This is a genomic window from Paraburkholderia sp. BR10936 (assembly GCF_040965735.1).
GTDB classification, from domain to species: Bacteria; Pseudomonadota; Gammaproteobacteria; order Burkholderiales; family Burkholderiaceae; genus Paraburkholderia; species Paraburkholderia nodosa_A.
The window spans coordinates 403,606-426,707 of sequence record NZ_JBFRCM010000006.1; the positions used below are offsets into that span (position 1 = coordinate 403,606).

The 23,102-nt window shown below is 63.8% G+C and carries 20 protein-coding genes; 17 read left to right on the forward strand and 3 right to left on the reverse strand.

The genetic code is table 11. From position 1 onward, the window contains the following. The first annotated feature begins 141 nt into the window (after nucleotides 1-141). Together AB4Y36_RS16325 and AB4Y36_RS16330 are read left to right on the forward strand one after the other, a co-directional pair. The gene (locus AB4Y36_RS16325; RefSeq protein WP_368683547.1) at nucleotides 142-1,005 is read left to right on the forward strand and encodes an IclR family transcriptional regulator; all 864 of its coding nucleotides are present in this window, start codon (nucleotides 142-144) and stop codon (nucleotides 1,003-1,005) included. Nucleotides 1,006-1,507: 502 nt separating this feature from the next. Continuing rightward, on the forward strand, nucleotides 1,508-2,509 hold the full coding sequence (locus tag AB4Y36_RS16330; RefSeq protein ID WP_342947478.1) for a GNAT family N-acetyltransferase: 1,002 nt from the start codon (nucleotides 1,508-1,510) through the stop codon (nucleotides 2,507-2,509). A gap of 36 nt (nucleotides 2,510-2,545) precedes the next feature. Here the strand turns inward: AB4Y36_RS16330 and AB4Y36_RS16335 are convergent, their stop codons facing one another. Then, entirely contained in the window at nucleotides 2,546-3,736 is a 1,191-nt protein-coding gene (locus AB4Y36_RS16335; protein WP_069269081.1) for a glycosyltransferase family 4 protein, read from the reverse strand. Between the two features lie 689 nt (nucleotides 3,737-4,425). Here AB4Y36_RS16335 and hpnJ point away from each other — a divergent pair. From hpnJ to AB4Y36_RS16355, 4 genes are all read left to right on the forward strand, one after another. Continuing rightward, on the forward strand, nucleotides 4,426-5,847 hold the full coding sequence (gene hpnJ / locus AB4Y36_RS16340; protein ID WP_342945568.1) for a hopanoid biosynthesis associated radical SAM protein HpnJ: 1,422 nt from the start codon (nucleotides 4,426-4,428) through the stop codon (nucleotides 5,845-5,847). A gap of 89 nt (nucleotides 5,848-5,936) precedes the next feature. Next, nucleotides 5,937-7,112, forward strand: coding sequence for a bacteriohopanetetrol glucosamine biosynthesis glycosyltransferase HpnI (gene hpnI, locus AB4Y36_RS16345; protein WP_368683572.1), 1,176 nt, complete (start codon nucleotides 5,937-5,939; stop codon nucleotides 7,110-7,112). Nucleotides 7,113-7,171: 59 nt separating this feature from the next. Further along, the gene (locus AB4Y36_RS16350; protein WP_069268857.1) at nucleotides 7,172-8,182 is read left to right on the forward strand and encodes a lysylphosphatidylglycerol synthase domain-containing protein; all 1,011 of its coding nucleotides are present in this window, start codon (nucleotides 7,172-7,174) and stop codon (nucleotides 8,180-8,182) included. 77 nt (nucleotides 8,183-8,259) lie between these two features. Next, a complete protein-coding gene (locus AB4Y36_RS16355) occupies nucleotides 8,260-9,147 on the forward strand; it encodes a YopT-type cysteine protease domain-containing protein (RefSeq protein WP_368683548.1) in 888 nt (295 codons plus the stop codon). Nucleotides 9,148-9,177: 30 nt separating this feature from the next. On the opposite strand, the gene AB4Y36_RS16360 is transcribed toward AB4Y36_RS16355, so the two are convergent. Continuing rightward, nucleotides 9,178-9,711 (reverse strand): hypothetical protein, encoded by a 534-nt coding sequence (locus tag AB4Y36_RS16360; RefSeq protein ID WP_368683549.1) that lies wholly within the window; start codon nucleotides 9,709-9,711, stop codon nucleotides 9,178-9,180. Further along, nucleotides 9,657-9,863: a hypothetical protein gene (locus tag AB4Y36_RS16365; RefSeq protein ID WP_368683550.1), complete on the reverse strand. Its 207-nt coding sequence runs from the start codon at nucleotides 9,861-9,863 to the stop codon at nucleotides 9,657-9,659. The genes AB4Y36_RS16360 and AB4Y36_RS16365 overlap by 55 nt, the downstream gene beginning before the upstream one ends. A gap of 184 nt (nucleotides 9,864-10,047) precedes the next feature. Between AB4Y36_RS16365 and AB4Y36_RS16370 the strand changes: the two genes are divergently transcribed. The 11 genes from AB4Y36_RS16370 to AB4Y36_RS16420 all read left to right on the forward strand — a co-directional run. Continuing rightward, nucleotides 10,048-10,551, forward strand: coding sequence for a DUF3455 domain-containing protein (locus AB4Y36_RS16370; RefSeq protein WP_368617299.1), 504 nt, complete (start codon nucleotides 10,048-10,050; stop codon nucleotides 10,549-10,551). Nucleotides 10,552-10,632: 81 nt separating this feature from the next. Further along, a complete protein-coding gene (gene tssA, locus AB4Y36_RS16375) occupies nucleotides 10,633-11,676 on the forward strand; it encodes a type VI secretion system protein TssA (protein WP_368683551.1) in 1,044 nt (347 codons plus the stop codon). 43 nt (nucleotides 11,677-11,719) lie between these two features. Then, on the forward strand, nucleotides 11,720-12,235 hold the full coding sequence (gene tssB / locus AB4Y36_RS16380) for a type VI secretion system contractile sheath small subunit (RefSeq protein ID WP_368606368.1): 516 nt from the start codon (nucleotides 11,720-11,722) through the stop codon (nucleotides 12,233-12,235). 10 nt (nucleotides 12,236-12,245) lie between these two features. Further along, entirely contained in the window at nucleotides 12,246-13,760 is a 1,515-nt protein-coding gene (tssC, locus tag AB4Y36_RS16385) for a type VI secretion system contractile sheath large subunit (protein WP_368683552.1), read from the forward strand. Nucleotides 13,761-13,810: 50 nt separating this feature from the next. Continuing rightward, nucleotides 13,811-14,302: a type VI secretion system tube protein Hcp gene (locus tag AB4Y36_RS16390; protein WP_069268864.1), complete on the forward strand. Its 492-nt coding sequence runs from the start codon at nucleotides 13,811-13,813 to the stop codon at nucleotides 14,300-14,302. 6 nt (nucleotides 14,303-14,308) lie between these two features. Then, nucleotides 14,309-14,818: a type VI secretion system baseplate subunit TssE gene (tssE, locus tag AB4Y36_RS16395; protein ID WP_069268865.1), complete on the forward strand. Its 510-nt coding sequence runs from the start codon at nucleotides 14,309-14,311 to the stop codon at nucleotides 14,816-14,818. After that, nucleotides 14,815-16,665 (forward strand): type VI secretion system baseplate subunit TssF, encoded by a 1,851-nt coding sequence (gene tssF / locus AB4Y36_RS16400; protein ID WP_368683553.1) that lies wholly within the window; start codon nucleotides 14,815-14,817, stop codon nucleotides 16,663-16,665. Before tssE ends, tssF begins: the two co-directional genes overlap by 4 nt. Continuing rightward, nucleotides 16,650-17,666: a type VI secretion system baseplate subunit TssG gene (gene tssG / locus AB4Y36_RS16405; protein ID WP_368683554.1), complete on the forward strand. Its 1,017-nt coding sequence runs from the start codon at nucleotides 16,650-16,652 to the stop codon at nucleotides 17,664-17,666. The genes tssF and tssG overlap by 16 nt, the downstream gene beginning before the upstream one ends. Nucleotides 17,667-17,670: 4 nt before the next feature. Then, nucleotides 17,671-20,274, forward strand: coding sequence for a type VI secretion system ATPase TssH (tssH, locus tag AB4Y36_RS16410; protein ID WP_368683555.1), 2,604 nt, complete (start codon nucleotides 17,671-17,673; stop codon nucleotides 20,272-20,274). Beyond that, nucleotides 20,261-22,246, forward strand: coding sequence for a type VI secretion system Vgr family protein (locus tag AB4Y36_RS16415; protein WP_368683556.1), 1,986 nt, complete (start codon nucleotides 20,261-20,263; stop codon nucleotides 22,244-22,246). Before tssH ends, AB4Y36_RS16415 begins: the two co-directional genes overlap by 14 nt. Beyond that, nucleotides 22,243-23,102 (forward strand): FHA domain-containing protein (locus AB4Y36_RS16420; RefSeq protein WP_368683557.1); only part of this gene is annotated, 860 nt, incomplete at its 3' end. The genes AB4Y36_RS16415 and AB4Y36_RS16420, both read left to right, overlap by 4 nt.

Below are 23,102 nucleotides of genomic sequence, written 5' to 3' on the forward strand. Positions count from 1 at the left end.
TCATCCGGTGAACTTCGGGAAATCCCTGAACAAGCCCGGATGCAAGCGCGATGACGTTTGGTGGTCCAATCTTTTGGGCCGCGCGCCAATTCAGCCAGCTTTTGGCGGATATTCCGCTCTATGGAATCAACCGAGATCGTTATGACGTCAGGGGAAGAGAAAAGTGGAACGCCGGCCGACGACGCACGTGGCGCGAGCGTGTTGCAGCGCGCATTTGCGGTGATCCGCGCGCTGGGGGCAAGTCAGGCGGAAGGCAGTCGCGTGACCGCGCTCGCCAAGGCCGTGGGCCTGACCCAGGCTACTGTGCATCGACTGCTGCAGGGGCTGATCGCCGAAGGCGTGGTCGAGCAGGACGAAGGCACGAGGCGTTATCGGCTGAGCGTGGATTTTTTTGCGCTCGCGGCGCAGGCCGGTAATCCCAGCGGAATGCGCACGCTATGCCGGCCTGCATTGCTGCGCCTGTGCGCAAGCCTTGGCGACACTATTTTCCTGCTCGTGAAGAGTAGCTTCGACGCGGTGTGCCTCGACATGTGCGAAGGCCCGTTTCCGATCCGCTCGTTCACGGGCGATATCGGCGGGCGCGTAGCGCTGGGCGTGGGCCAGGGCAGTCTCGCCATTCTCGCGTTCCAGCCCGAGGCCGAGCGGGAAGAAATCATTCGGTTCAACGTGCCGCGCTTGCGCAGTTACGGCGTGCTGGACGAGGTGTATTTGCGCACGGAGATCGAGCGCGTGCGCAAGCTCGGCTACGCGGGGCGCAACACCGGCGTGCTCGAGGGCATGGCGGGCGTGGCTGTGCCGATTCTGGACCAGAACGGCTGCGCCGTGGGCGCACTGAGCGTGGGCACGCTGGCTGCTCGTCTCACGGAAGACCGGTTGCCGACGATCGTAGAACTGCTCAAGCGGCAGGCCGAAATCATCGGGCCGCAAACGAACCCGTTCGATGTGGCGGTGCGCCGCCCCATGCACGGGCTCACGCGAGCGATGTCGACGCAACCATTGGCTTGAGCGATGACGGCGGGTATTGATCTAGTCGAACGCATTCCTAACTAAATTACCTGATCGCGAATCGTTCTCGTTGAGCAATCGGTGTGCAAACGTTTACCAGGTTCGTGCATTGCTGCATTGCGAAATCGAACAGTATGATCGGACGAAAATTGACCAGGGGGATAACCTATCCGCATGCGTCTTGGTTTTGGCGTAAATAGGCAGGTGGCTATTCGTAGACTGAAGGCGACGTACGAAATGGCAGTTCGCCGCCATGGAGCGTCGCAATCCATGGCGGCGCGAGCAGGTGACCCCGGAAACGAAAACATGAGCGCCCGAAGCGTGGTTTCGCATGTAGTCTTGCAGGACCCGGAAGGGACAAAACCACCAGCCACGTAAACTGTCACATTGAGTACATGCCGTTGCGACGTCGACGAGAAGTCATTGAGGAGCGTGGGTGCTGGGGGAGGTGGAGCGCATGTGTGATCCCGCGGCGCTTGCAGTCAGAATATACCGGTGATCGATGACGACCATAAACGACCGGACGTTGCCCGTTTTCGAGGCGCCGGCTGCTACTGTTACGCCGGTGCCGGTACGCGCGGCGCCTTCGATCTTTCATGAGCGCTGGTGGCTCGACATCGCCACGCAAGGCGACTGGAAGCTTGCGGTGGTGAAGCAGGACGACGAGGTCATTGGCGAGATGCCGTACGCGATGCAACGCACGCGACTGTGGCGTGTCTCGCACCTGCCGCCGCTCACGCGAACGCTCGGGCCGGTCATCAAGTCCGTGACGGGCAGCGAGGCTCGCCAACTGCATCATGAACTCGACGTCACCGGCAAGCTGATCGAGCAATTGCCCGACTGCGACAGCTTTTTTCAGGTGCTCGACCCGCGCATCGACGACGCCCTCGCGTTCGCGCTGCATGGCTTTACGGTGACGGCGCGCTACACGTTTCGCATCGACCGGAACACGTCGGCCGACGAAGCATGGAAGCGTCTGAACAGCAAGACACGCAACGTGATCCGCAGCGCCTCCCGTGAATTGACCGTCGTGCCGGATATCGAGCCCGCCGAGTTCATCGCGTTCTACGACGCGAATCTCGCGGCGCGTTCGCGTACCAACGCTTATGGGGATGCGGTCATGCGCGACCTCGTCAACGCGTTCGTCGAGCGCAAGGCCGGGATGCTGCTCGGCGCCTATGGGCAAGGCGGGAAGCTCGTGGCGGCGGTCGGCCTCGTCTGGGACCATCAGGCAATGTATTACCTGTTGTCATCGCGCGCGCAGGACGCGCATAGCGGCTCGATCAGCCTGCTGCTGTGGAGCGGCATTGGCCGCGCGCTGGAGCGCAGGCTCACGTTCGACTTCGACGGCTTTTCGAGCCCGTCGACATTCAACTTCCTCAACGGATTCGGCGCGACGCTCACGCAGCGGCTGGGCGTCGAGCGCCACGGCACGGTGTATTTGCTGATGCGTACGCTTAAACGGAAAATTGCGCCCGGGCGCGTGTTCGCCCCCAATCTATAGACGGCGGGGGCGTCGTGTGGCGAGCGATATCGCACGCTACACGAGTTCGTGCCGCGCGGGATCGCTTGCGCGACGGGTCGTGACCTCGGCAAGTTCCAGCGCGCTCGAGGCGAAGAGCAACGGGGTCCAGCGCCGGATCGTGCTTTGCGCGCCGGCAGCGAAACGTTCGCGCAGCGCGGGCTCGCCGCCCAGCTCGCCGATACGCTGCGCTAGTGTCGAGACGTCGCGCGGTTCGACCACGAAACCGTTCACGCCGTCGATCACCACTTCGCCAGCCACGCCGCATGTGCGCGTGACGATGGCAGGGCACCCGGCCGCGAACGCTTCGTTCACGCACAGGCCCCATTGATCGAATTCGCTCGCGAGGACGACGAATTCCGCGAGCGCGTAGAGATTCGGCATTTCCTGGTTGGCGAGTGAGTTGAGTATCGTCACATGAGACGTCAGGCCGAGCGAATCGATGCGCGCGCGCAGCTGCGCTTCGAGCGGACCCTGACCCACCAGAACGAGGCCGATATTTTCGTTGTACACCCCGGATTTGCGGTAGGCGTCGATCAGCACGTCGACGTTCTTGCGCGCGACGAAGCGGCTTACGCACAGCACATAGCGCTGCGGCAGGCCGAAGCGCGATCGCACGGCCTCGGGGTTGACGCTCGCGGCCTGCGCGAGATCCGAAAAATAGTCGACGTCGATCACATCGAAACCAATGCGGGAACGCTCCTTCGGTATGCCAAGCGATTGCGCGTAACGGCGATGCTTCTCGCCCGCGACGAGCGCCCCGTCGAAGCGGCTCACGATAAAGCGCTTGAGCCGCTCCTTGGTGCGCTGGCGCAGTCCGTCGTCGGCCTTCGAATCCGACATGTAGATGAGCTTGAAGCGGCGCGTGAGATGTCTGAGGAAACAGAGCACCGCCGAATAGCCGGTGTTGTAGCCGAGCGTGATGACCACGTCGGGCTCGAAGTTGCGCACCTTCGCAATCAGGCGCGCGGTGTCGCGCGCGCCGAGACCGTCGCTGTCGGCGCCGTTCTCGACCAGCGTTTCCGCCATGCGCGGGCGGTTCGCGAAGAATGCCGCGCGGCGTTCCTGAGGAAAGCCGTAGACGCCCGAGCGCGCAAAGACCTCGAGCAGCGCCACCTGGTGGCCGCGACTGGAGGCCGCGCTGACGAGTGCCTCGTAGCGAGGGACGTGATAGTCGCCCAGGTTGCCGATGACGAAGAGGATACGCATGGACAATGACGGCTCGCGGTGGCGCTTGGTTGAGCAGGCAGCGCACCACGGGTGCCTGGTCTGCATGAAATCCCGGACAGTCGTCCAGACCTGCCGGGCAGCGTTGGCTGCGCCGAACCGCTCGCATAATCGCGGCGGGGACCCGCAGTCGCGCCGTTTGCTGCATCGTAACCCGATTGTGTGAGGCGTTTTTACGTGATGTCGGTGATCAGCGAAAACTTGTCCGATATGGCGGAGGCGATGCAAAGCAGATGAAACCTTGCGGGCCAATCCTTCCGAGGAATACGCAAGGCGCTTGCACGAAATGGCACATGACTTGCATAGGTCGGGCCGATTGGAGCGATTTCCGGATGCCAGAGGGCGGGTTTGCGCATGGCTTGTAATCGATTGTCATCACAACCGACATCAATCGGTGCGGGGCGATGAAAACTGTCATATCAATGCGTCACACTGGAGGTTTGGCATGTTTCAATACGTTGGAAGAAGGGAAAGCGCTTAAGGTCAGCATCAGATTTTCGGCTTAATATCCTAGGGTTGACCCGTGGCGCTTAGTCCTTCAATTCGATAACAAACATGCGAACCGGAATGGCAATCGAAGGTTTTACGTAATCCATTTCGAGGGAATTGCGCGGCGCTGGTTCGAAGATGGCTCACCGGGTTTCACCATACTGCGCGGACAATCAAGGAATATGAAAACGCTGTTTCTGCAGGCCCCGTCGTATGACGGCTTCGACGGTGGCGCGGGCTCGCGCTACCAGGCAAAGCGCGAGATCCGCTCGTTCTGGTATCCCACCTGGCTCGCGCAGCCCGCGGCCCTCGTGCCCGACAGCCGCGTGCTCGACGCGCCGGCCGACGGCCTGGGCGTGGAAGAAACGCTGAAGATTGCAGCCGCATACGACCTCGTCATCATCCACACGAGCACGCCGTCGTTCCCGACCGACGCGCTCTTCTGCGAAGACCTCAAGAAGCGCAAGCCGTCGATCGTCATCGGTCTGGTGGGCGCGAAGGTGCAGGTCGATCCGCACAATTCGCTCACGGCAAGCGAGGCGATCGATTTCGTCTGCCGCGAGGAATTCGACTTCACCTGCAAGGAAATCGCCGAAGGCATGCCGCTGGCCGAGGTCAAGGGCATTTCGTGGCGCGCGAAGGACGGCTCGATCGAGCACAACCCGGGGCGTCCGGTGCTGGAAGACATGGACTCGCTGCCGTTCGTCGCGCCGATCTACAAGCGCGACCTGAAGATCGAGAATTACTTCATCGGCTACCTGAACTACCCGTACGTGTCGATCTACACGGGCCGGGGCTGCAAGTCGCGCTGCACGTTCTGCCTGTGGCCGCAGACCGTGAGCGGCCACGTCTACCGCACGCGCTCGGTCGAGAACGTGCTCGAGGAAGCGAAGTGGATCCGCGAGAACATGCCGGAAGTCAAGGAGCTCATGTTCGACGACGACACCTTCACCGACGACCTGCCGCGCGCCGAAGCGATCGCCATCGGTCTGGGCAAGCTCGGCATGACGTGGTCGTGCAACGCGAAGGCGAACGTGCCGTACAAGACGCTCAAGATCATGAAGGAAAACGGCCTGCGTCTGTTGCTCGTGGGCTTCGAATCGGGCGATGACCAGATTCTCGTGAACATCAAGAAGGGCGTGCGCACGGACTTCGCGCGCCGCTTCAGCGCCGACTGCAAGACGCTCGGCATCAAGGTGCACGGCACCTTCATTCTGGGGCTGCCGGGCGAGACGCAGGACACGATCAAGAAGACGATCGAGTACGCGAAGGAAATCAATCCGCATACGATTCAGGTGTCGCTGGCGGCGCCCTATCCGGGCACGACGCTGTACAAGCAGGCCGTGGAAAACGGCTGGATGGAAGAGAACAAGACCATCAACCTGGTGAGCAAGGAAGGCGTGCAACTGGCGGCGATCGGCTATTCACATCTGTCGCGCGACGAGATCTATCACCACCTCGAACAGTTCTATCGCCAGTTCTATTTCCGGCCGTCGAAGATCTGGGAGATCGTGCGCGAGATGCTCACGAGCTGGGACATGATGAAGCGGCGTCTGCGCGAAGGCGTGGAGTTCTTCCGCTTCCTGCGCGCACACGAGGCATGATGGACCGCGCGCATGCGACGGGGCGAACCGGCGCCATCGTTGCGATGGCCGTGACGGTGCTTGCGGTCGCTTCTGCTGCAATCGAAGTCATGCGTGCCGAATTGCCTGGCTTTTCGCACCTGCTCTTCGAATCGCTCGCGGTCCTAAGCGGTCTTTGCGCCGTGGTCGGCATTATCTATACCTGCACGGCGAGCGCGCTGGTCGGTCGTTTCTTCGCGCGCGAAGTGGCGACGCCGCAGCACTTCCCGGCCATCACGCTCGCCAAGCCGCTGCACGGCGACGAATGGCACCTCGAGGAGCACCTTGCCAGCTTTTTCGAGCAGGACTATCCTGGAGAAGTCCAGTATCTGTTCGGTGTTCACGACGCGCGTGACGAAGCGCTCAATGCGATCGAGCGGCTACGCACACGTTATCCCGATGCACACATCACGGTCGTCGCCGATTCGCGCCTATACGGTCCCAACCGCAAGATCGCGAATCTCGTGAACATGCTCGAACAGGCGGAGCACGACGTGCTGTGCTTTGCCGATAGCGACGTGCTCGTCGACAAGAACTATCTGCGCCAGGTGGTCGGGGCACTGCAGCAACCCGGCGTCGGCCTCGTGAGCGCGGTTTATCGGGGCCTGTGCGCGCCCGGATTCTGGCCGCGCGTCGCGTCGGCCTTGACCAACTATCATTTCTTGCCCGGCGTCGTCACGGGGCTCGCCATCGGGCGCGCGCGGCCGTGCTTTGGCCAGTCCATCGCCATGACGCGTGAAATGCTCGACCGCATTGGCGGTCTGGCGCAATTCGCGCATCACCTCGCCGAAGACCATGCGATCGGTGAAGCCGTGCGCCGCGCCGGTGCGGAAGTGTCCATTCCGCCCATTCTGGTGCGGCACGCGTGTGTGGAGAATACGTTCGCCAAGCTCTTTGCGCACGAATTGCGCTGGAGCCGCACTGTTCGCGCGGCGGACCGCTCGGGGCATCTGGGCGCCGTGCTGATGCATCCGTTCGCGCTCGCCATGCTTGCCGTGGCCTTGTCCGGCGGCTCGGCGCCCGCGTGGATATTGGCCGCCATGGCGCTGTGCGCGCGCGCGTGGCTGATCTGGCGGACCGATCGCGCGACCGGCGACAAGTCCAGCGGACTGTTATGCTTACCCCTTTGGGAAATGGTCCAGTTCGCGATCTATGTCGCGAGCTTTTGTTCGTCTGGCGTCGTTTGGCGCGGCACGCGCTTTCGCGTCGACAGGAATGGCATGCTTTCGCCAGTCCACGAGACCTGAGCGTCACAGTAGATGGGGGGCACAATGAGACGGGAGCATCCACTAGAGAGCACCCGCAGATGAAGCACATGGGACGTATCGCCGCCCTGGTCGGTCTTGCGATCGCCGTGTGGCTCGTATGGCGCGAGCATCCCGCAGCGGTGCTGCAACTGTTGCGCGGGGCGGGCATGGGCCTCGTGCTGGCGGCGGCCGTGCATATCATGCCGATGTGCGCGAATGCATGGGACTGGCGCAGCCTGATTCGCGCGGCGCAGCGGCCGTCGTTCGCGACGATGCTCAAACTCGTGTGGATCCGCGAATCGATCAACGGCTTGCTGCCGGTGGCGCGCGTGGGCGGGGAACTCGTCTCGTTCCGGCTGCTTGGCCGTGCGGGCGTACGGCCGGCCACGGCGGTGGCGAGCCTCATCGCCGACATGCAACTCACGCTGATCAGCCAGGTGCTCTTTGCGTTGCTCGCAGCCGGCTACCTGCTCGAACATTCCTCTTCCGACACCGCGCGGATCGTGGGGCGGCTCGCATGGGGCCTCGCGGGCTTCATCCCGCTGCTGGTGCTGTTCGCACTCGTGCAGCACGCTCGGCCGTTCGAGCGCGCGGCACGCACGCTCAACCGCGTGACGAGCGGCAAGGTCGTCGATCTCGTGGGCAAGTCCGCGCGCGTCGATTTATCCCTCAAGCTGATCTGGCGGCAGACCGGCGTGATCGTGCGCTACGTGCTCGTCTGGCAGACGCTGCAATGCCTCGGTTACGCGCTCGAAATCTGGATCGCGTTGCGCGTGCTCGGCACCGACGCGACCTTCGTGCAGGCGTTCGTGATCGAGGCCCTGATCCAGATGCTGAGCAGCATCGCGTTTCTGGTGCCCGCCGGCCTTGGTGTGCAGGAGGGCGGCTTCGTCGTGATTGGCGGACTGCTGGGGTTCGATGCGCCGACATGCCTTGCGCTCGCGGGCGCAAGACGCGTGCGCGATCTGATGTTCTACCTGCCAGGCCTGCTTGCCTGGCAGGCGGCCGAGTATGGCTGGCCGTCACGACGCCGCACAGAAGGTACCGCCACGCGCGCCCGCACGGAATAATCCCGGAAGTGACCTGTTATTGAAGACAGGTCGCTTCACATTGCTCTATTGTCGGCAATCGCCCGAAAGGACTCGACATGGCAAGGGATTTCAGCGCGCTGAACAAGCACGCTCACCGCGAATACAAATTCGTTCAGGCCGATTCATATCGTCAGGTCAGGCAGACCTACGGGACAGATATGGATGGCGGGGCGTGCATGGGCGTCGTGTTGAATTGGGTCAAGGAGAAGTTGTCGACTTCGAACGGGCTGCTTCGTCCTGATGGTCCCCTGCGCAATTCGGCCGTCAAGCATTTTTCAAATCCACTCAATCCCCTTTCGCGCATTCGCAACGGCATCTCCCCGCCCACGGATTCCACGCTGGGGAAACTCATCGGCAAGGAGCCCGGGCAACCACGCGGCAGAAAGAGCGGGGCGCGCAACGAAGCGACCATGCTGGAGGGTGCGAAGAATCAGGAAACTTACAACCGCTACAAGACCGCTGACCGGTTGGTCGCTGAACTCGAGCTCGATCCGGGCGGATATACGCCAGAAGAAAAAACGCGCAAGGTAAAGCATGTCGCGCAGAATGTTGGCACAAGCCGCCCCCAGGAGAGTTTCGTAGCCGAGCGCTTGGACGACGCCACGATTGCCGGAGCCGCGGAGCAGTTGCCCAAGGGCAATGCAATCGTGCTCGATTTGAAGCAGGAGGCCGGTGGTCCCGGGCACGCCGTTGCGTTTTACAAGAGCCGGGGAGGCACGCTCTATTTTTTCGACCCGAACGCCGGCGTGTACGAGATATCTCGTCCGTACGAGAAACACCTTCTGGGATTCGTGCAGGCGTGGCTCGATGTCTACACGAAGGACAAAGACGATAACGGCGTGCCCACTCCGAAAAACTGGAAGACGAAAGATGAACACCGCTGGTATTCAGTTTTTACCCGCACCACCCCCAAGAAAGCCGGCACTGCTCCCACGGAAGGCTAACGCCCGAAAGAACCCGGAGCCCGACGGGCATTAACCGTGACTCGTGCGCAACTGAAAGCGCCAACGCTCGAGATTCGAGAGTTCATCCACGGTCTTCTTCTCGATGTCGCCGCGAATCAGGTGATGAATCGTGAGCCGACCCTGCTTTGTCTCCAGGATCTGTACTAGCCGTGCGCGCTCCCGCTGCCCCTTGAAGCCCAGATCGAAATAGATGACGCGGCGACGCGTATCCCCGGTGACGAGGCTCAAGCCACCCCCGCCGCCCGACCCGCCAAGGACGCCCATTTGGGGAACATCCCGTATGTGGAGATTCCAGCTGAAGCCATTGCGCGCGATCCACTTCTTTGCATCCTCCTCGCGCTTCATGGCCATGAGCGCAGCGGGCGGATGATTGGTCACATCGGTCGCGATCGTATAGCGCGACTTGTGCCAATTCCTGAAGGTATTCGACTCCCGATTGTGCGCATACATGTTTCTCTCGACTTTGCCTTCGAACTCCCATTGCTGCGTCACGGTGTCGAACCTGAACCATTCGATGCACTCGTTCCACTCCAGTTGGGGCATTCGATGTCATCGGCCATGAGCTTGCCGAGCATGGGCGCCTTGACCTCAGCGCGAAACGTCAGGTCGAATTGATGACCGGCGGTGGCAGTGGAAGAGCGTCCGCCAATGGGTTTGATCCGCTCGACGGGCACAGCAAGATTGGAAATCGTCATGCGGGCTTTCATGGCTCACCTTTGTGCAATTCGGGATGCAGCCATAACAGCTGAACGTTTCCAGATATTCCCTCCCATGCACGGCGACAGGCTGCAAAAAACAAATGGAATAGTTCTCCTCGCCGGGCTGTTGTGGAAGAGCGGATCGAACTGGATCGACCCGCTGGGCTAAAGGAGCTTCTCCATGAATCACCTCTCACGCGGGAAGCATATTGCGATTGGGGCTGGGCTCATTTCGATGATGAGTGGGGCTTCCGCGCAAGCCGAATCGATCGATGTGCCGGGCGTACAGCCGTTCCTGAAAACGACCGCAGCGGGGGTGCAGATCTACGCCTGCGAGTACGGTGCGGATCACACGCTCGACTGGGTGTTCCGGCAGCCGCGCGCCACGCTCTACGACGCGCACGGCGCCGAGGTGATCGAGCATTCGGCCGGCCCGTCGTGGCAGGCGCACGATGGCAGCCGCATCGAGGGAAAGGTCGTCGCGCAGGAACCCAGCGGGACGCCCGGCAGCGTGCCGCAACTGCTGCTCGAGGCGCACTCCGCCGGATCACCGGGCATGCTCGCAGCCGTGCGCTACGTGCAGCGGGTCAGGACGGTGGGCGGTGTGAAGCCGGCCGCGCCGTGCACAGTCGAGCACGAGACGGGTAGCTCGCCCTATATCGCGACTTACATCTTTTATAAGTAAAAAGACAGATCATAGAACGGTCTCTCTGGAAAGAGACACCGCAATTAATTCGGAATGCGAATTTAAGACAGTCAAAGCGCCATGATCATCGAATTCATCACGCATCAGGACTGGACCGAGTGGCTCGAACCTCTCACGCAAGCGCAGCCGTGCGGCCCGGACCTCGAATATGACGCGCAATTTCGCGAACTCGAGGAAGCGGTCAGCGGACGTCCCGAAGCCGAGTACGGAGACACGCTCGTGGCCGCCGTTGCGCCCGACTGGGAAGCCGCCGATGCGCTTGGCACCGCATTGATGGCCCGCACGCGAGACCTTCGCGTGGTGATGCATCTAGCGCGAGCGCGCTGGGTTCGCGAGGGCATTACCGGTCTCGCGGACGGCCTCGTCTTGACCGCCGCGCTACTGGAGCGCCATTGGGAGCACGTGCACCCGCAACTCGACGCCAGCGACGGCGACGACGCGACGGCCCGCATCAACGCGCTTGCCGCGTGGACGGCGGCCGGCGGCGTGCTCGCCGGTCTCATGGATAGCCCGCTGCTGCAAGGCCGTTCTCCGGTCACGCTGCGCGAGTGGTCGTATGCGAATGGCGAAGCCGTCGCGCCAGAAGGGCACACGATGATGAGCCTCACGGCGATCGACGCGTCGATCGCCGTGTCGCCCGATGCCGCGCGCAGCGCGAAGAGGGCGTTCGATGCCGCGTACGCCAGCGTCCGCGCAATCGAAGCGACGCTTGCCGAACGCGTAGGCGCTACCCAATCGCTCGATTTTGCTTCGTTGAAGGCGTTGCTGGAGCGCGCATCGTCGCTGCTCGCGACGGGCGTGCACCCGGGCGAGGCGCAAATGCATCAAGCGGACGAGCCCGGTGTCGCGTCGCCAGCAGCCGCCATCGGCAACGCATCCTCCAGCACGATCGGCAGCCGCGCTGACGTGGCCGCCACGCTGCAGCGGATCTGCGCCTGGTACGCGCAACACGAACCTGCGAGCCCGGTGCCGTTGCTGCTCGAAAGGGCGCGCGGCCTCGTCGAGAAGTCCTTTGTCGATCTTTTGAAGGACCTCGCGCCGGAAGGACTCGCGCAACTTACCCAGGTGATCGGTACCGCTGCCGTCGAAATGCCGGCGGAATGATCTAAGCCGCACTGCAACGCAGTTCAACCAGGAGAACGGTCAAATGGCCAAGGAGAGCAGTCAGAAGTTCATTGCGCGCAATCGGGCGCCGCGCGTGCAGATCGAGTACGACGTGGAAGTGTACGGCTCGGAAAGGAAGGTCAACTTGCCTTTTGTGATGGGCGTGCTGTCCGATCTCTCGGGGCAGCCGCAGGAAGCGCTGCCGTCCGTTGCGGAACGTAAGTTTCTGGAGATCGACATCGACAACTTCGACGAACGGCTGCGCTCCATGAAGCCGCGTGTGGCTATGCAGGTCGACAACACGTTGACCGGCGAGGGCAAGATCGGCGTGGACATGACTTTCGCGAGCATGGACGACTTCGAGCCCGCCGCGATCGCGCGCAACGTCGAGCCGCTCGCGAGGCTGCTCGAAACGCGCAGCCAGTTGCAGAATCTGCTGACCTATATGGACGGCAAGACCGACGCGGAAAAGCTCGTCGCCCGCTTGCTCGAAGACCCTGCGCTGATGAATGCGCTTGCCGCCGCGCCGAACCCCCAGGGCGAGCCCGACTCCGAATAAAGGACCCAAGATGGCAGACACCCAACTCGATCCATCCGCGTTCGCGCAGCCGGAAAGGCAGGAAGCCGACGCGCCGAGCCCATCAGGCGAGTTTCAACAGCTCTTGCAGAAGGCGTTCCGCCCGCGCACGGAGAAAGCGCGCGAAGCGGTGGAAAGCGCCGTGCGCACGCTCGCGGAGCAGGCGCTGCTCGACACGCACCGCGTGTCCGACGATGCGCTCGCGACCATCGAAGCGCTGATCGCGCGCATCGACGAAAAGCTGAGCGCCCAGATCAACGTCATCCTGCATGCGGAGCCGTTCCAGCAGCTCGAAAGCGCGTGGCGCGGGCTGCACTATCTCGTCACCAACACCGAGAGCGACGAGAGCCTCAAACTGCGCGTGATGAACATTTCGAAGGCCGACCTGCACCGCTCGCTGCGCAAGTACAAGGGCGTGGCGTGGGACCAGAGCCCGCTCTTCAAGCGGCTTTACGAGGAAGAGTACGGCCAGTTCGGCGGTGAGCCTTACGGCGCATTGGTAGCCGATTACTACTTCGACAACAGCGGCCCCGACGTCGATTTCCTCACGCAGATGGGCAAGATTTCCGCTGCCGCGCACGCGCCGTTCATCGCCGGCGCGGACCCCGCCGTCATGCTGATGGACTCGTGGCAGGAGCTGGCGAATCCGCGCGATCTCACGAAGATCTTCCAGACGCCCGAGCACGCCGCATGGCGCTCGCTGCGCGATTCCGAAGACTCGCGCTATATCGGCCTCGCCATGCCGCGCTTTCTCGCGCGCACGCCCTATGGTGCGAAAACGAGCCCCGTGGAGCAGTTCGATTTCGAGGAAGACACCGCGGGCGCGGACGCGTCGAAATACGCGTGGGCCAATGCGGCCTACGCGATGGCCGTGAACATCAATCGCTCGTTCAAGACGTGGGGATGGTGCTCGCGCATTCGCGGCATCGAGTCGGGCGGGGTGGTGGAGGATCTGCCGGTCCACGCGTTTCCGACCGACGACGGCGGCGTCGACATGAAGTGCCCGACGGAAATCGCCATCAGCGACCGCCGCGAAGCCGAACTGGCGAAGAACGGCTTCATGCCGCTCGTCCACAAGAAGAATTCGGATATCGCGGCATTCATCGGCGCGCAGTCGCTCAACAAGCCGATCGAATACGAAGACCCGGACGCCACGGCGAACGCCAACCTCGCCGCGCGCCTGCCTTATCTGTTCGCCTGCAGCCGTTTCGCGCACTACCTCAAGTGCATTGCGCGCGACAAGCTCGGCAGCTTCAAGGAGAAGGACGACATGCAGCGCTGGCTGCAGGACTGGATTCTTCAGTACGTGGACGGCGACCCGGCCAACTCGTCGGAAGAGACCAAGTCGCGCCGGCCGCTCGCGGCGGCGGAAGTCGTGGTCGAGGAAGTGGAGGGCAATCCGGGCTACTACACGTCGAAGTTCTACCTGCGTCCGCATTATCAGCTCGAAGGCCTGACCGTCTCGTTGCGGCTCGTTTCCCGGCTGCCGTCGACCAAAGCGGCCTGAGCCGCGGCGGTTTTTCAAACTTGTACGAACATGATCAATAAGGAATCCAAATGGCAGTCGATATTTTTCTGAAACTTGGCACGGTCACGGGCGAGTCGCTGGATCAGACTCACAAGGATGAAATCGACGTGCTCTCGTGGAGCTGGAGCATGGACCAGTCCGGCACGATGCACCTCGGCACGGGCGGTGGCGGCGGCAAGGTCGATGTGCACGATCTCTCGATCACCAAGTACACGGACCACGCCACGCCGGCCATCATGACCGCCTGCGTGACGGGCAAGCATTTCCCCACCGGAAAACTCACCGTGCGCAAGGCGGGCGGCACCAAACCGTTGGAGTACTACACGATCGATCTGGAAAAAGTGCTCGTCACGAACTACGCGACAGGCGGATCGGACGGCGAAGACCGCTTCACCGAAACGGTGACGCTCAACTTCGAGAAATTCCACGTGACCTACCAGCAGCAGGATCCGACCACTGGCTCGGCGCTCGGCGGCGTAGTCGAGTGCAAGTGGAACATTCCGGCCAGCGCAACGGCGTAAGCGGACATGCGCACGAGAAACGCGGAGCGTGTGCAGCCCTCGCTGCTGGAGCGGCTGACCGACCACGCGCCCGAAGCCACGAGCGAAGTCCGCGAGCATCGCGCCAGCTCGGCGCGCGCGCAGCGCCTGAGCGTCATGCGCGATATCGGTTGGCTCCTCAATGCGCGGGGCATCGCGTCGGCGCAGGAGATCGCGCGCTATCCGTGCGTGGCCGACTCGGTGCTCAACTTCGGCTTCGCGGAGCTGGCGGGCAAGAGCGCGTCGGACGTGGAGCTCAGTCGGATCGAACGGCTGATTGCCGAGGCGATCGGCGCATTCGAGCCGCGCATCGTGCGCGGCACCCTGCGCGTGCGCGCCATTGAGTCCGGTGGGGTGGATATCGCACACAACGCGCTGGCGTTCATCGTCGAAGGCGATCTCCATGCGCACCCTGTACCCGAGCGGCTTTATTTGCGCACTGAACTCGATCTGGAAGCCGGCAAGGCAAACGTGTACGAAGAGGTGACGCCCAGATGAACCCCGACTTCCTCCAGTACTACAGCCGCGAATTGCAGCACGTTCGCGAGATGGGTGGCGAGTTCGCCAAGGCGTTTCCGAAGATCGCGGGGCGGCTGGGCCTCGAAGGTTTCGACTGCGCCGATCCGTATGTGGAGCGTTTGCTCGAAGGGTTCGGCTTTCTGGCCGCGCGCGTGCAGATGAAAATCGATGCGGAGTTTCCGCGCTTCACGCAGCATCTCGCCGAACTGGTGTATCCGCACTATCTCGCGCCGACGCCCGCGATGACGGTCGTGCAACTGCAGCCCGACAAGACTCACCCCGCACTGGCGGACGGCGTTGCCGTGCCGCGCGGTACGGCCCTGCAGGGCCGGTTCGACGGCGAACGTGCGACGCGCTGCGAGTTCCGCACGGCGCACGCGCTCACTTTGTCTCCGCTCGAACTGGTGGAGGCGCGGCTTTTCACTCACACCGGCGCGCTGCCCGGCGTCGCCGCCGTGCCGCGCGGCGTGAGGGCAGGCTTGCGCCTCAAGTTGCGCGCGCTCGGCGAGCGCACCATCGGCGATCTGACGATCGATCATCTGCCCATCTACCTGCGCGGCAGCGACGGCGCGGCGGCGAAACTTTATGAACTGCTGGTCGGCTCGACGCTTGGCATCGCGACATCCGGTGGCGTGCTGTCGCCTTCGTCGCTGCGCCCGCTCGGCTTCTCCGACGAAGAAGCCCTGCTGCCCCTGAGCGATCAATCGTTTCCCGGCTATCGGCTGCTGCAGGAGTATTTCGCATTTTCCCAGCGCTTCATGTTCATCGGCATCGATGGATTGCGCTCGCATTTCGCTCGTTGCGAAAGCGACGAAATCGAGCTTGTGGTACTGCTTTCGAAGGGCGATACCACACTCGAACAACGGGTCGACCACGATAACTTCGCGCTGCATTGCACGCCCGCCATCAATCTCTTTGCGCGCCGCGCCGATCGCATCGCGGTGACGGGTGAGCAGTTCGAACATCATGTGGTGGCGGACCGCACGCGTCCGCGCGACTTCGAGGTCTATCGCGTGCAAAGCGTGACGGGCCATCGCTCGGGCGGCGGTGCGCCGATCGAATTTCAGCCGTTCTACCGAATGCGCGATCTGGGCGCAGGCGAACCCGACACGGCGTTTTATCAGGTGCGGCGCGAGAAACGTCTGCCATCCGCCCGCGAGCAGGAGCGCGGCACGCGTTCGTCGTATTCGGGCAGCGAAACCTGGATCGCCCTGGTGGATACGCACGAAGCGCCGTATCCCGGCGATCTGCATCAACTCGGCGTGAGCGTGCTGTGCACCAACCGCGACCTCACGCTGACGATGCCGCTCGGGCGGGGCGAAACCGACTTCACTCTGGAGCTGGAAGCGCCGGTATCCGGCGTGCGCTGTGTCGCCGGCCCGAGCCGCCCATTGCCGTCCTATGCGCAAGGTGCAGTGGCGTGGCGTCTCTTGAGTCACCTGTCGCTCAACTATGCGTCGCTCGTGGACGACGCGGACGGGAGCGGCGCGCGCGCCATGCGCGACTTGCTCGCGCTCTACGCGCCCGAAGGCGACGGCGCGGCCGCGCGGCAGATCGAAGGTCTGCGCTCCATCGGCTCGCGCGCAGTCACGCGCCGCTTGCCGTCGCGCGGGCCGATCGTGTTCGGCCGCGGCCTCGCGCTCGATGTGCTGCTCGACGAGAACGGTTTCGAAGGTGCGAGCGCGTTTCTGTTCGGCGCGGTGCTCGCGCGCTTCTTCGAGCAATACGTGTCGATGAATTCGTTTACGGAAACCTGCGTGTCTTCGACCACACGCGGTGAAATCATGCGCTGGGCGCCGGGGAGCGGGCAATGCCGGACGCTGTGATGCTATTCGAGCGCTTCTCTGCCGATGCGAACCGCTTCGACTTCTTTCAGGCAGTGCGGCTGGTGGAATGTGCGCATAGCGGGTTGCCGCGCGTGGGCGCTTCGCTGCGCCCGCGTGACGACGCAGTGCGATTCGGTCAGGAACCCGAATTGATCTTCTTTCCGACTGCGTTACGCCATTTCGCCAGCAAGCAGGACGCCGCGCCGAAGCTCGCCGTGAACTTCTTCGGTCTGCTTGGCCCGAATGGCCCGATGCCCACGCATCTGACCGAATACGTGCGTCATCGCGCGCGTAACGCGGGCGATCCGACTTTCGCGCGCTTTCTCGACGTCTTTCATCACCGCATGGCCTCGCTGTTCTATCGCGCGTGGGCCACGGCGCAGCCGGTGGTCAGTCTCGATCGCGACGACAACGATCGATTCTCCGCATACGTGGGCACCGTGTTCGGGCTCAACGAAGCGGCGCTACGCAACCGCGACAGCGTCCCCGATTTCGCCAAGCTGCATTTCGCGGGGCTGCTCGCGGGGCCCACGCGCCACGCAGCGGGTTTGCGGATCGTGCTGTCGCGCTTTTTTGGCTTGCCAGTGGAAGTCGTGCAGAACGTGGGGCACTGGATGAAGCTGCCCGCGGCTGCGCTGACACACCTCGGCGCGCGCGATGAAAACGCCCTCATGGGTGTCGGCACGATGCTTGGGGGCCGCGTGTTCGATCGGCAGCACAAGTTCCGCGTCGTGCTCGGACCGCTTTCGCTGAGCGATTACGAGCGCTTCCTGCCGGGCGGTACGAGCCTCGCGCGGCTCGCCGACTGGGTGCGTCTATACCTGCGCGACCCATTCGAATGGGACGCGAACCTGCAATTGCGGCGCGCAGAGGTGCCGCGTCTCGCATTGGGGCGCAAGCAGCGCCTCGGCTACACGACCTGGCTGCACGCGCGCGCCGCCACGGCCGACGCGACGCAACTCGAGCTTCGTCCGTTGATCCCATCTCATGCAAAGGACTAGTGCAATGGCAGACATCAGCCGCGCCGTCATGTTCGGCAAACTCGATACGCTCAGCTTCGGCGCGATGGAGAGTGCGACCACGTTCTGCCGCTTGCGCGGCAATGCGTATGTCGAGCTTGCGCACTGGCTGCATCAGATGCTGCAGTTGCCCGATTCGGATCTGCACCGCGTCATCCGGCACGCCCACATCGAACCCGCGGCGCTCGCGCGCGATCTGACCGATGCGCTCGACCGACTGCCGCGCGGGGCGGCCTCGGTCAGCGATATTTCATCGCAGCTGGAAGAGGCCGTGGAGCGCGGCTGGGTCTATGCTTCGCTGCTCTTCGACGCGCAGAAGGTGCGCAGCGCGCATGTGCTCGTCGGCGTGTTGCAGACGCCCGTGCTGCGCAACGCATTGCGCGGTATTTCGCGCGAGTTCGATCGCGTGAAGCTGGATGACCTCGTTGCCAACTTCGCCGATGTGCTCGACGGTTCGCCGGAAGCATCGACGCAGGCGCCTGTCGTGACGCAGGAGCCCGACACGCCGCACCGAACGGACGACGCCTTGCAGCGCTTCACCGTCGATCTCACGGTCCAGGCGCGTGAAGGCCGGCTCGATCCCGTGGTGGGCCGCGATGCGGAGATTCGCCAGGTCGTCGACATCCTCATGCGGCGCAGGCAGAACAATCCGATCCTCACCGGCGAGGCGGGCGTGGGCAAGACGGCCGTGGTCGAAGGCCTCGCACTGCGCATCGCGGCGGGCGACGTGCCGCCCGCGCTGCGCGACGTGAGCCTGCGGGCGCTCGACGTCGCACTGCTGCAGGCCGGAGCGGGCGTGAAAGGCGAATTCGAAGCGCGGTTGCGTCAGGTGCTGGAAGCCGTGCAAGCGGCGTTCCATCCCATCATCCTCTTCATCGACGAGGCGCACACGCTGATCGGCGCGGGCGGCGCGGCGGGCACCGGCGACGCGGCGAATCTGCTCAAGCCCGCGCTTGCACGCGGCAGCGTGCGCACCATCGCAGCAACGACGTGGTCGGAGTACCGCAGGCACATCGAGAAAGATCCGGCGCTCACGCGGCGCTTTCAGGTCGTGCAGGTCCACGAGCCCGAGGAGGCGCGTGCCGTGACGATGATGCGGGGACTCGCTGCCGCGCTGGAAACGCATCACGGCGTGCAGGTGCTCGACGAGGCAATCGAGGCGGCGGTGAAGCTCTCGCATCGCTATCTGCCCGCGCGGCAGTTGCCGGACAAGTCGGTGAGCCTGCTCGATACCGCGTGCGCACGCGTTGCGGTGAGCCAGCACGCCACGCCGCCGGCCGTCGACGACGCGCAACGGCGCATCGATGCGCTCAACACGGAGCTGGAGGTGATCGGGCGCGAGGCGGCGATCGGCGTCGATACGGCGGCACGTCGCGAAGCCGCGGCGGCGGCATTGCAAACCGAGACCGCGCGCCTTGCCGATCTGCACGCGCGCTGGAAGGTGGAGCGCGAGATGGTCGAAGACATCCTCGCGCGCCGCCAGGCGCTGCGGGAAGGCGCCCCGGACGCCGATCTTGCCGCGTTGCGCGAACGCCAGGCGCAACTCGCCGAGCATCAGGGCGACGCGCCGCTCGTGCTGCCGGGCGTGGACCGTCATGCCGTGGCCGCGGTCGTGCAGGACTGGACCGGCGTGCCCGTGCTCAACATGCTGAAGAACGAGATCGGCAATGTATTGCGGCTGAACGAGGTGCTCGACCGCCGCATCATCGGCCAGCAGCATGCCACGCAAATGATCGCGCGGCGCGTGCAGACTTCGCGCGCAGGCCTCGACGATCCGAATAAGCCGGTTGGCGTGTTTCTGCTCGCGGGCACCTCGGGCGTGGGCAAGACCGAGACGGCGCTCGCGCTTGCCGAGGCACTCTATGGCGGCGAGCAAAACCTCATTGCCATCAACATGAGCGAGTATCAGGAAGCGCACACGGTGTCGCTGCTCAAGGGCGCGCCGCCGGGCTACGTGGGCTTCGGCGAAGGCGGCGTGCTGACCGAAGCGGTGCGCCGGCGGCCGCACAGCGTCGTGCTGCTCGACGAAGTGGAGAAGGCGCATCCCGACGTGCACGAGCTGTTTTTCCAGGTCTTCGACAAAGGCCGGATGGACGACAGCGAAGGCCGTTCCATCGATTTCCGCAATACGCTCATTCTGCTCACGACCAATGCGGGCACCGAATGCATTGCGCAGTTGTGCTGCGATCCACGAACGAGCCCACCGATGGAGGTGATTGAACGCGAGCTCCACACGCAATTGCTGGAGACGTTCCCGGCCGCGTTGCTCGGACGCATGGTGACCATTCCGTATTACCCGCTCTCCAATGAGATGCTGAGCGCCATCATCCGGCTGCAACTCGGCCGCGTGGCTGAACGTGTGACGCTCACGCACGGCGTGCCGTTCACCTATGACGAGACCGTGGTGACGCAGATCGCACAGCGTTGCACGCGCATGGAAAGCGGCGGCCGCATGATCGACGCGATCCTCACCAACAGCGTGCTGCCGCACATCAGCACGGCGTTCCTTTCGCGCGTGATGGACGGAAAGACGCTTGCGCGTGTGCATGTGAGCGTCGAGGACGAGGAGTTCAGCTATGCCTTCGACTAGTCGCCATGTGCGTATGACCTGTGCGGCGCTCGGCGACGACGTAGTGTTTCTGCGTATGTCGGCGAGCGAGGCGCTGGGACGCCTGAGCCGCTTCGAGATCGCATTCCTGAGCATGCACAACGATATCGACCCGGGCGCGGTGCTCGGGCAGAACCTTTCTGTGACGCTCGATTATCCAGCGGGCGGGTCGCGCGAGTTCAACGGCATTGTCACGACGCTGCGTCTGCTCGCACCCGGCGACTCCACGAAAAACCGCATGGCGCGCTATGAGGCGGTCGTGCATCCGCGCCTGTGGCTGCTCACGCGCGCCTCGCACCGGCGCTTCTTTCATCAGCGCACGGCACCGCAAATCGTTGCGCAAGTGCTGGAGTCGTACGACATCGACTTTCGCAACGCATGTACGGCGAGCTACCCGGCGCTCGACCATTGCGTGCAATACCGCGAAACGGATTTCGACTTCGTGAGCCGCCTCATGGAGCGCGAAGGCATGCATTACTTCTTCGAGCACGCAGGCGGCAAGCATACGCTCGTGCTGGCCGATTCCGGCGCGGAGCATCGGCCCATCGCGCACTATGAGTCGGTGCCGTTTCAGGGCTGGGACACGCCGGAACCCGATGAAGAATGCGTCTACCGCTGGCATGCGGGCGCGACGCTCGAAACGGGGCGCTACGAAGTCAACGACTACGACTTCGAAAAGGCCTCGGTGAGCAACAGCGAAGGGCTCGTTTCGCGCGCGACACGCAGCGCACCCTACGATCCGCCGCGGTATTTGATGCAGGAGCATCTGAGCGGGCATCTGAAAGCGGGCGACGGCGAGCGCCTCGCGCGCATCAACGTGGAGATCCATCAAACGCAGAACGACGCGATGGAAGGGCGCGCCACCTCACGCGGCATCGCAGCGGGCGGCTTGTTCCGGCTGCGCGATCATCCGGGTGGCGCACAGAACCGTCAGTATCTCGTGATCGAGAATCAGGCCGAAATCGTATCGGATGCCTATGTATCCACGAGCGTTCCCACACAGCCGATGTTCGACTGTCATTTCAGGGCGGTTCGCAGCGACAACACGTTCCGTTCGGCGCGCATCACGCCCGTTCCTCACACTGCGGGCCCGCAGACGGCGGTCGTGATCGGCCCGCCGGGCGAAGAGATTCTCACAGACAAATACGGGCGCGTGAAAGTGCAGTTCCATTGGGAGCAGCTTTCGCAGGCAGGCGGCGCGGATCGGCTCGATCGCTGCTGGGTGCGCGTGGCGCAGGGCTGGGCGAACCGGCGCTGGGGGGCGATGTGCCTGCCGCGCATCGGCCAGGAGGTGCTGGTGGATTTCATCGAAGGCGATCCCGACCGGCCAGTGATCGTCGGCGCGGTCTACAACTCGACCAACATGCCGCCGTACGACCTGCCCGCACAAAGCGCGGTGTCCACGCTCAAGAGTCAGTCGACGAAGGGCGGCAACGGCTACAACGAAGTGCGCCTCGACGACCGCAAGGGCGGCGAACAAATGTTCTTTCACGCCGAGCGCGATCACGAAACGTGGGTCAAGCACGACGCGCTGATGAACGTCACCGGCGAGCGGCATCTGTGCATCGGAGGCGAGGAGTTTCGCGAGACGCGCGGCGCACGTAACGATTCGGTGCTGGGCAGCAGCACGTCGCGCGTGGTTGGCGCCGTCTCGGCCGCCAGCATGACGACGCACGAGCAGTTCGTGGGCGAGGCGTACTCGCTCGACGCGGGCGCAGCCGTGCACATCAAGGCGGGCGCGGCGGTGGAAATCGAGGCGAGCGCAACCATCGCGCTGCGTGCGGGGGCGTCGTACATCCTCATCGGTCCGGAAACGATCGAGATGTCGAGCTTCCCGATTCCGCTCGGCCCGGGCGTGCCGCCGGTGCCGCTTTCCGTGCCCCCCGCGCCGCCCACGCCGCCCCGCGACGCCGACGACGGCACGACCAAGATTCGCAATCAGGAGGCTCCGTGAGATTGACGCTGACTGTTGAGGGCGGCGAAGCCGGTGAGCACGCCGCGCCACGCACGATGGAGATCGACGATCGCGCAACGATTGGCCGCGCGCCGGAGAGCACGCTGGTGCTGAGCGACGCGCAGCGCGGTATTTCGCGCATGCAGGCGAGCATCGAGCGCCGTGACGGCATCTATGTGCTAGTCGATGCGGGAAGCAATCCGACACTGCTGAATGGCGAGGCGCTGAACGGCGCGCACGAGGCCGTGTTGTCCGATGGCGACCAGATCCGGATTGGCGCTTATACGCTTGCGGTTTCCATCGAAAAGGACGAGGAAAGCCGGGCGCCATTCGATCAAACACTGATGACGCAAGCCACGCCGCCTGCGCGGCTACCCGCAGCGAGCCTGCCGGGCACGCCGGAGTTCGAGGCGCCGCCGAGCGCGCCGCTCATCCCCGACGACTGGGACGCGCCCCGCGCTTGCGCTGCGCCGCAGCCTGTGCGCGACGAAACGCCGTTCACGCCCGACCCGCTCGCCGCGACGCCATTACTGCGCGAACCGGGCCATTTCGGCGGCGAAGCGAATCAGGCGCTAATGGACGTGCTGGGCTCCGCCGACCCGTTACGCGACGCCCCCGCGCCGGCGGAGCGCGAACCGGCCGCGCCGTCACGCAGTTTCGAGCACGTCTCGCCAGAAAAAGCCGTGACTGCCATACCGGCGCACCGGTTGGACGCGGCGCGCGCGGCGGCGCCGGAGACCCGCCCCGCAGCCCCGCGTGCGGACGACTCGGCAGTGCTGGACGCATTGCTGGAGGGCCTCGGCATCGCGCCCGCCGATGTTGCCCACCTGAGCGCGCCGGAAGTCGCGCGCCTCGC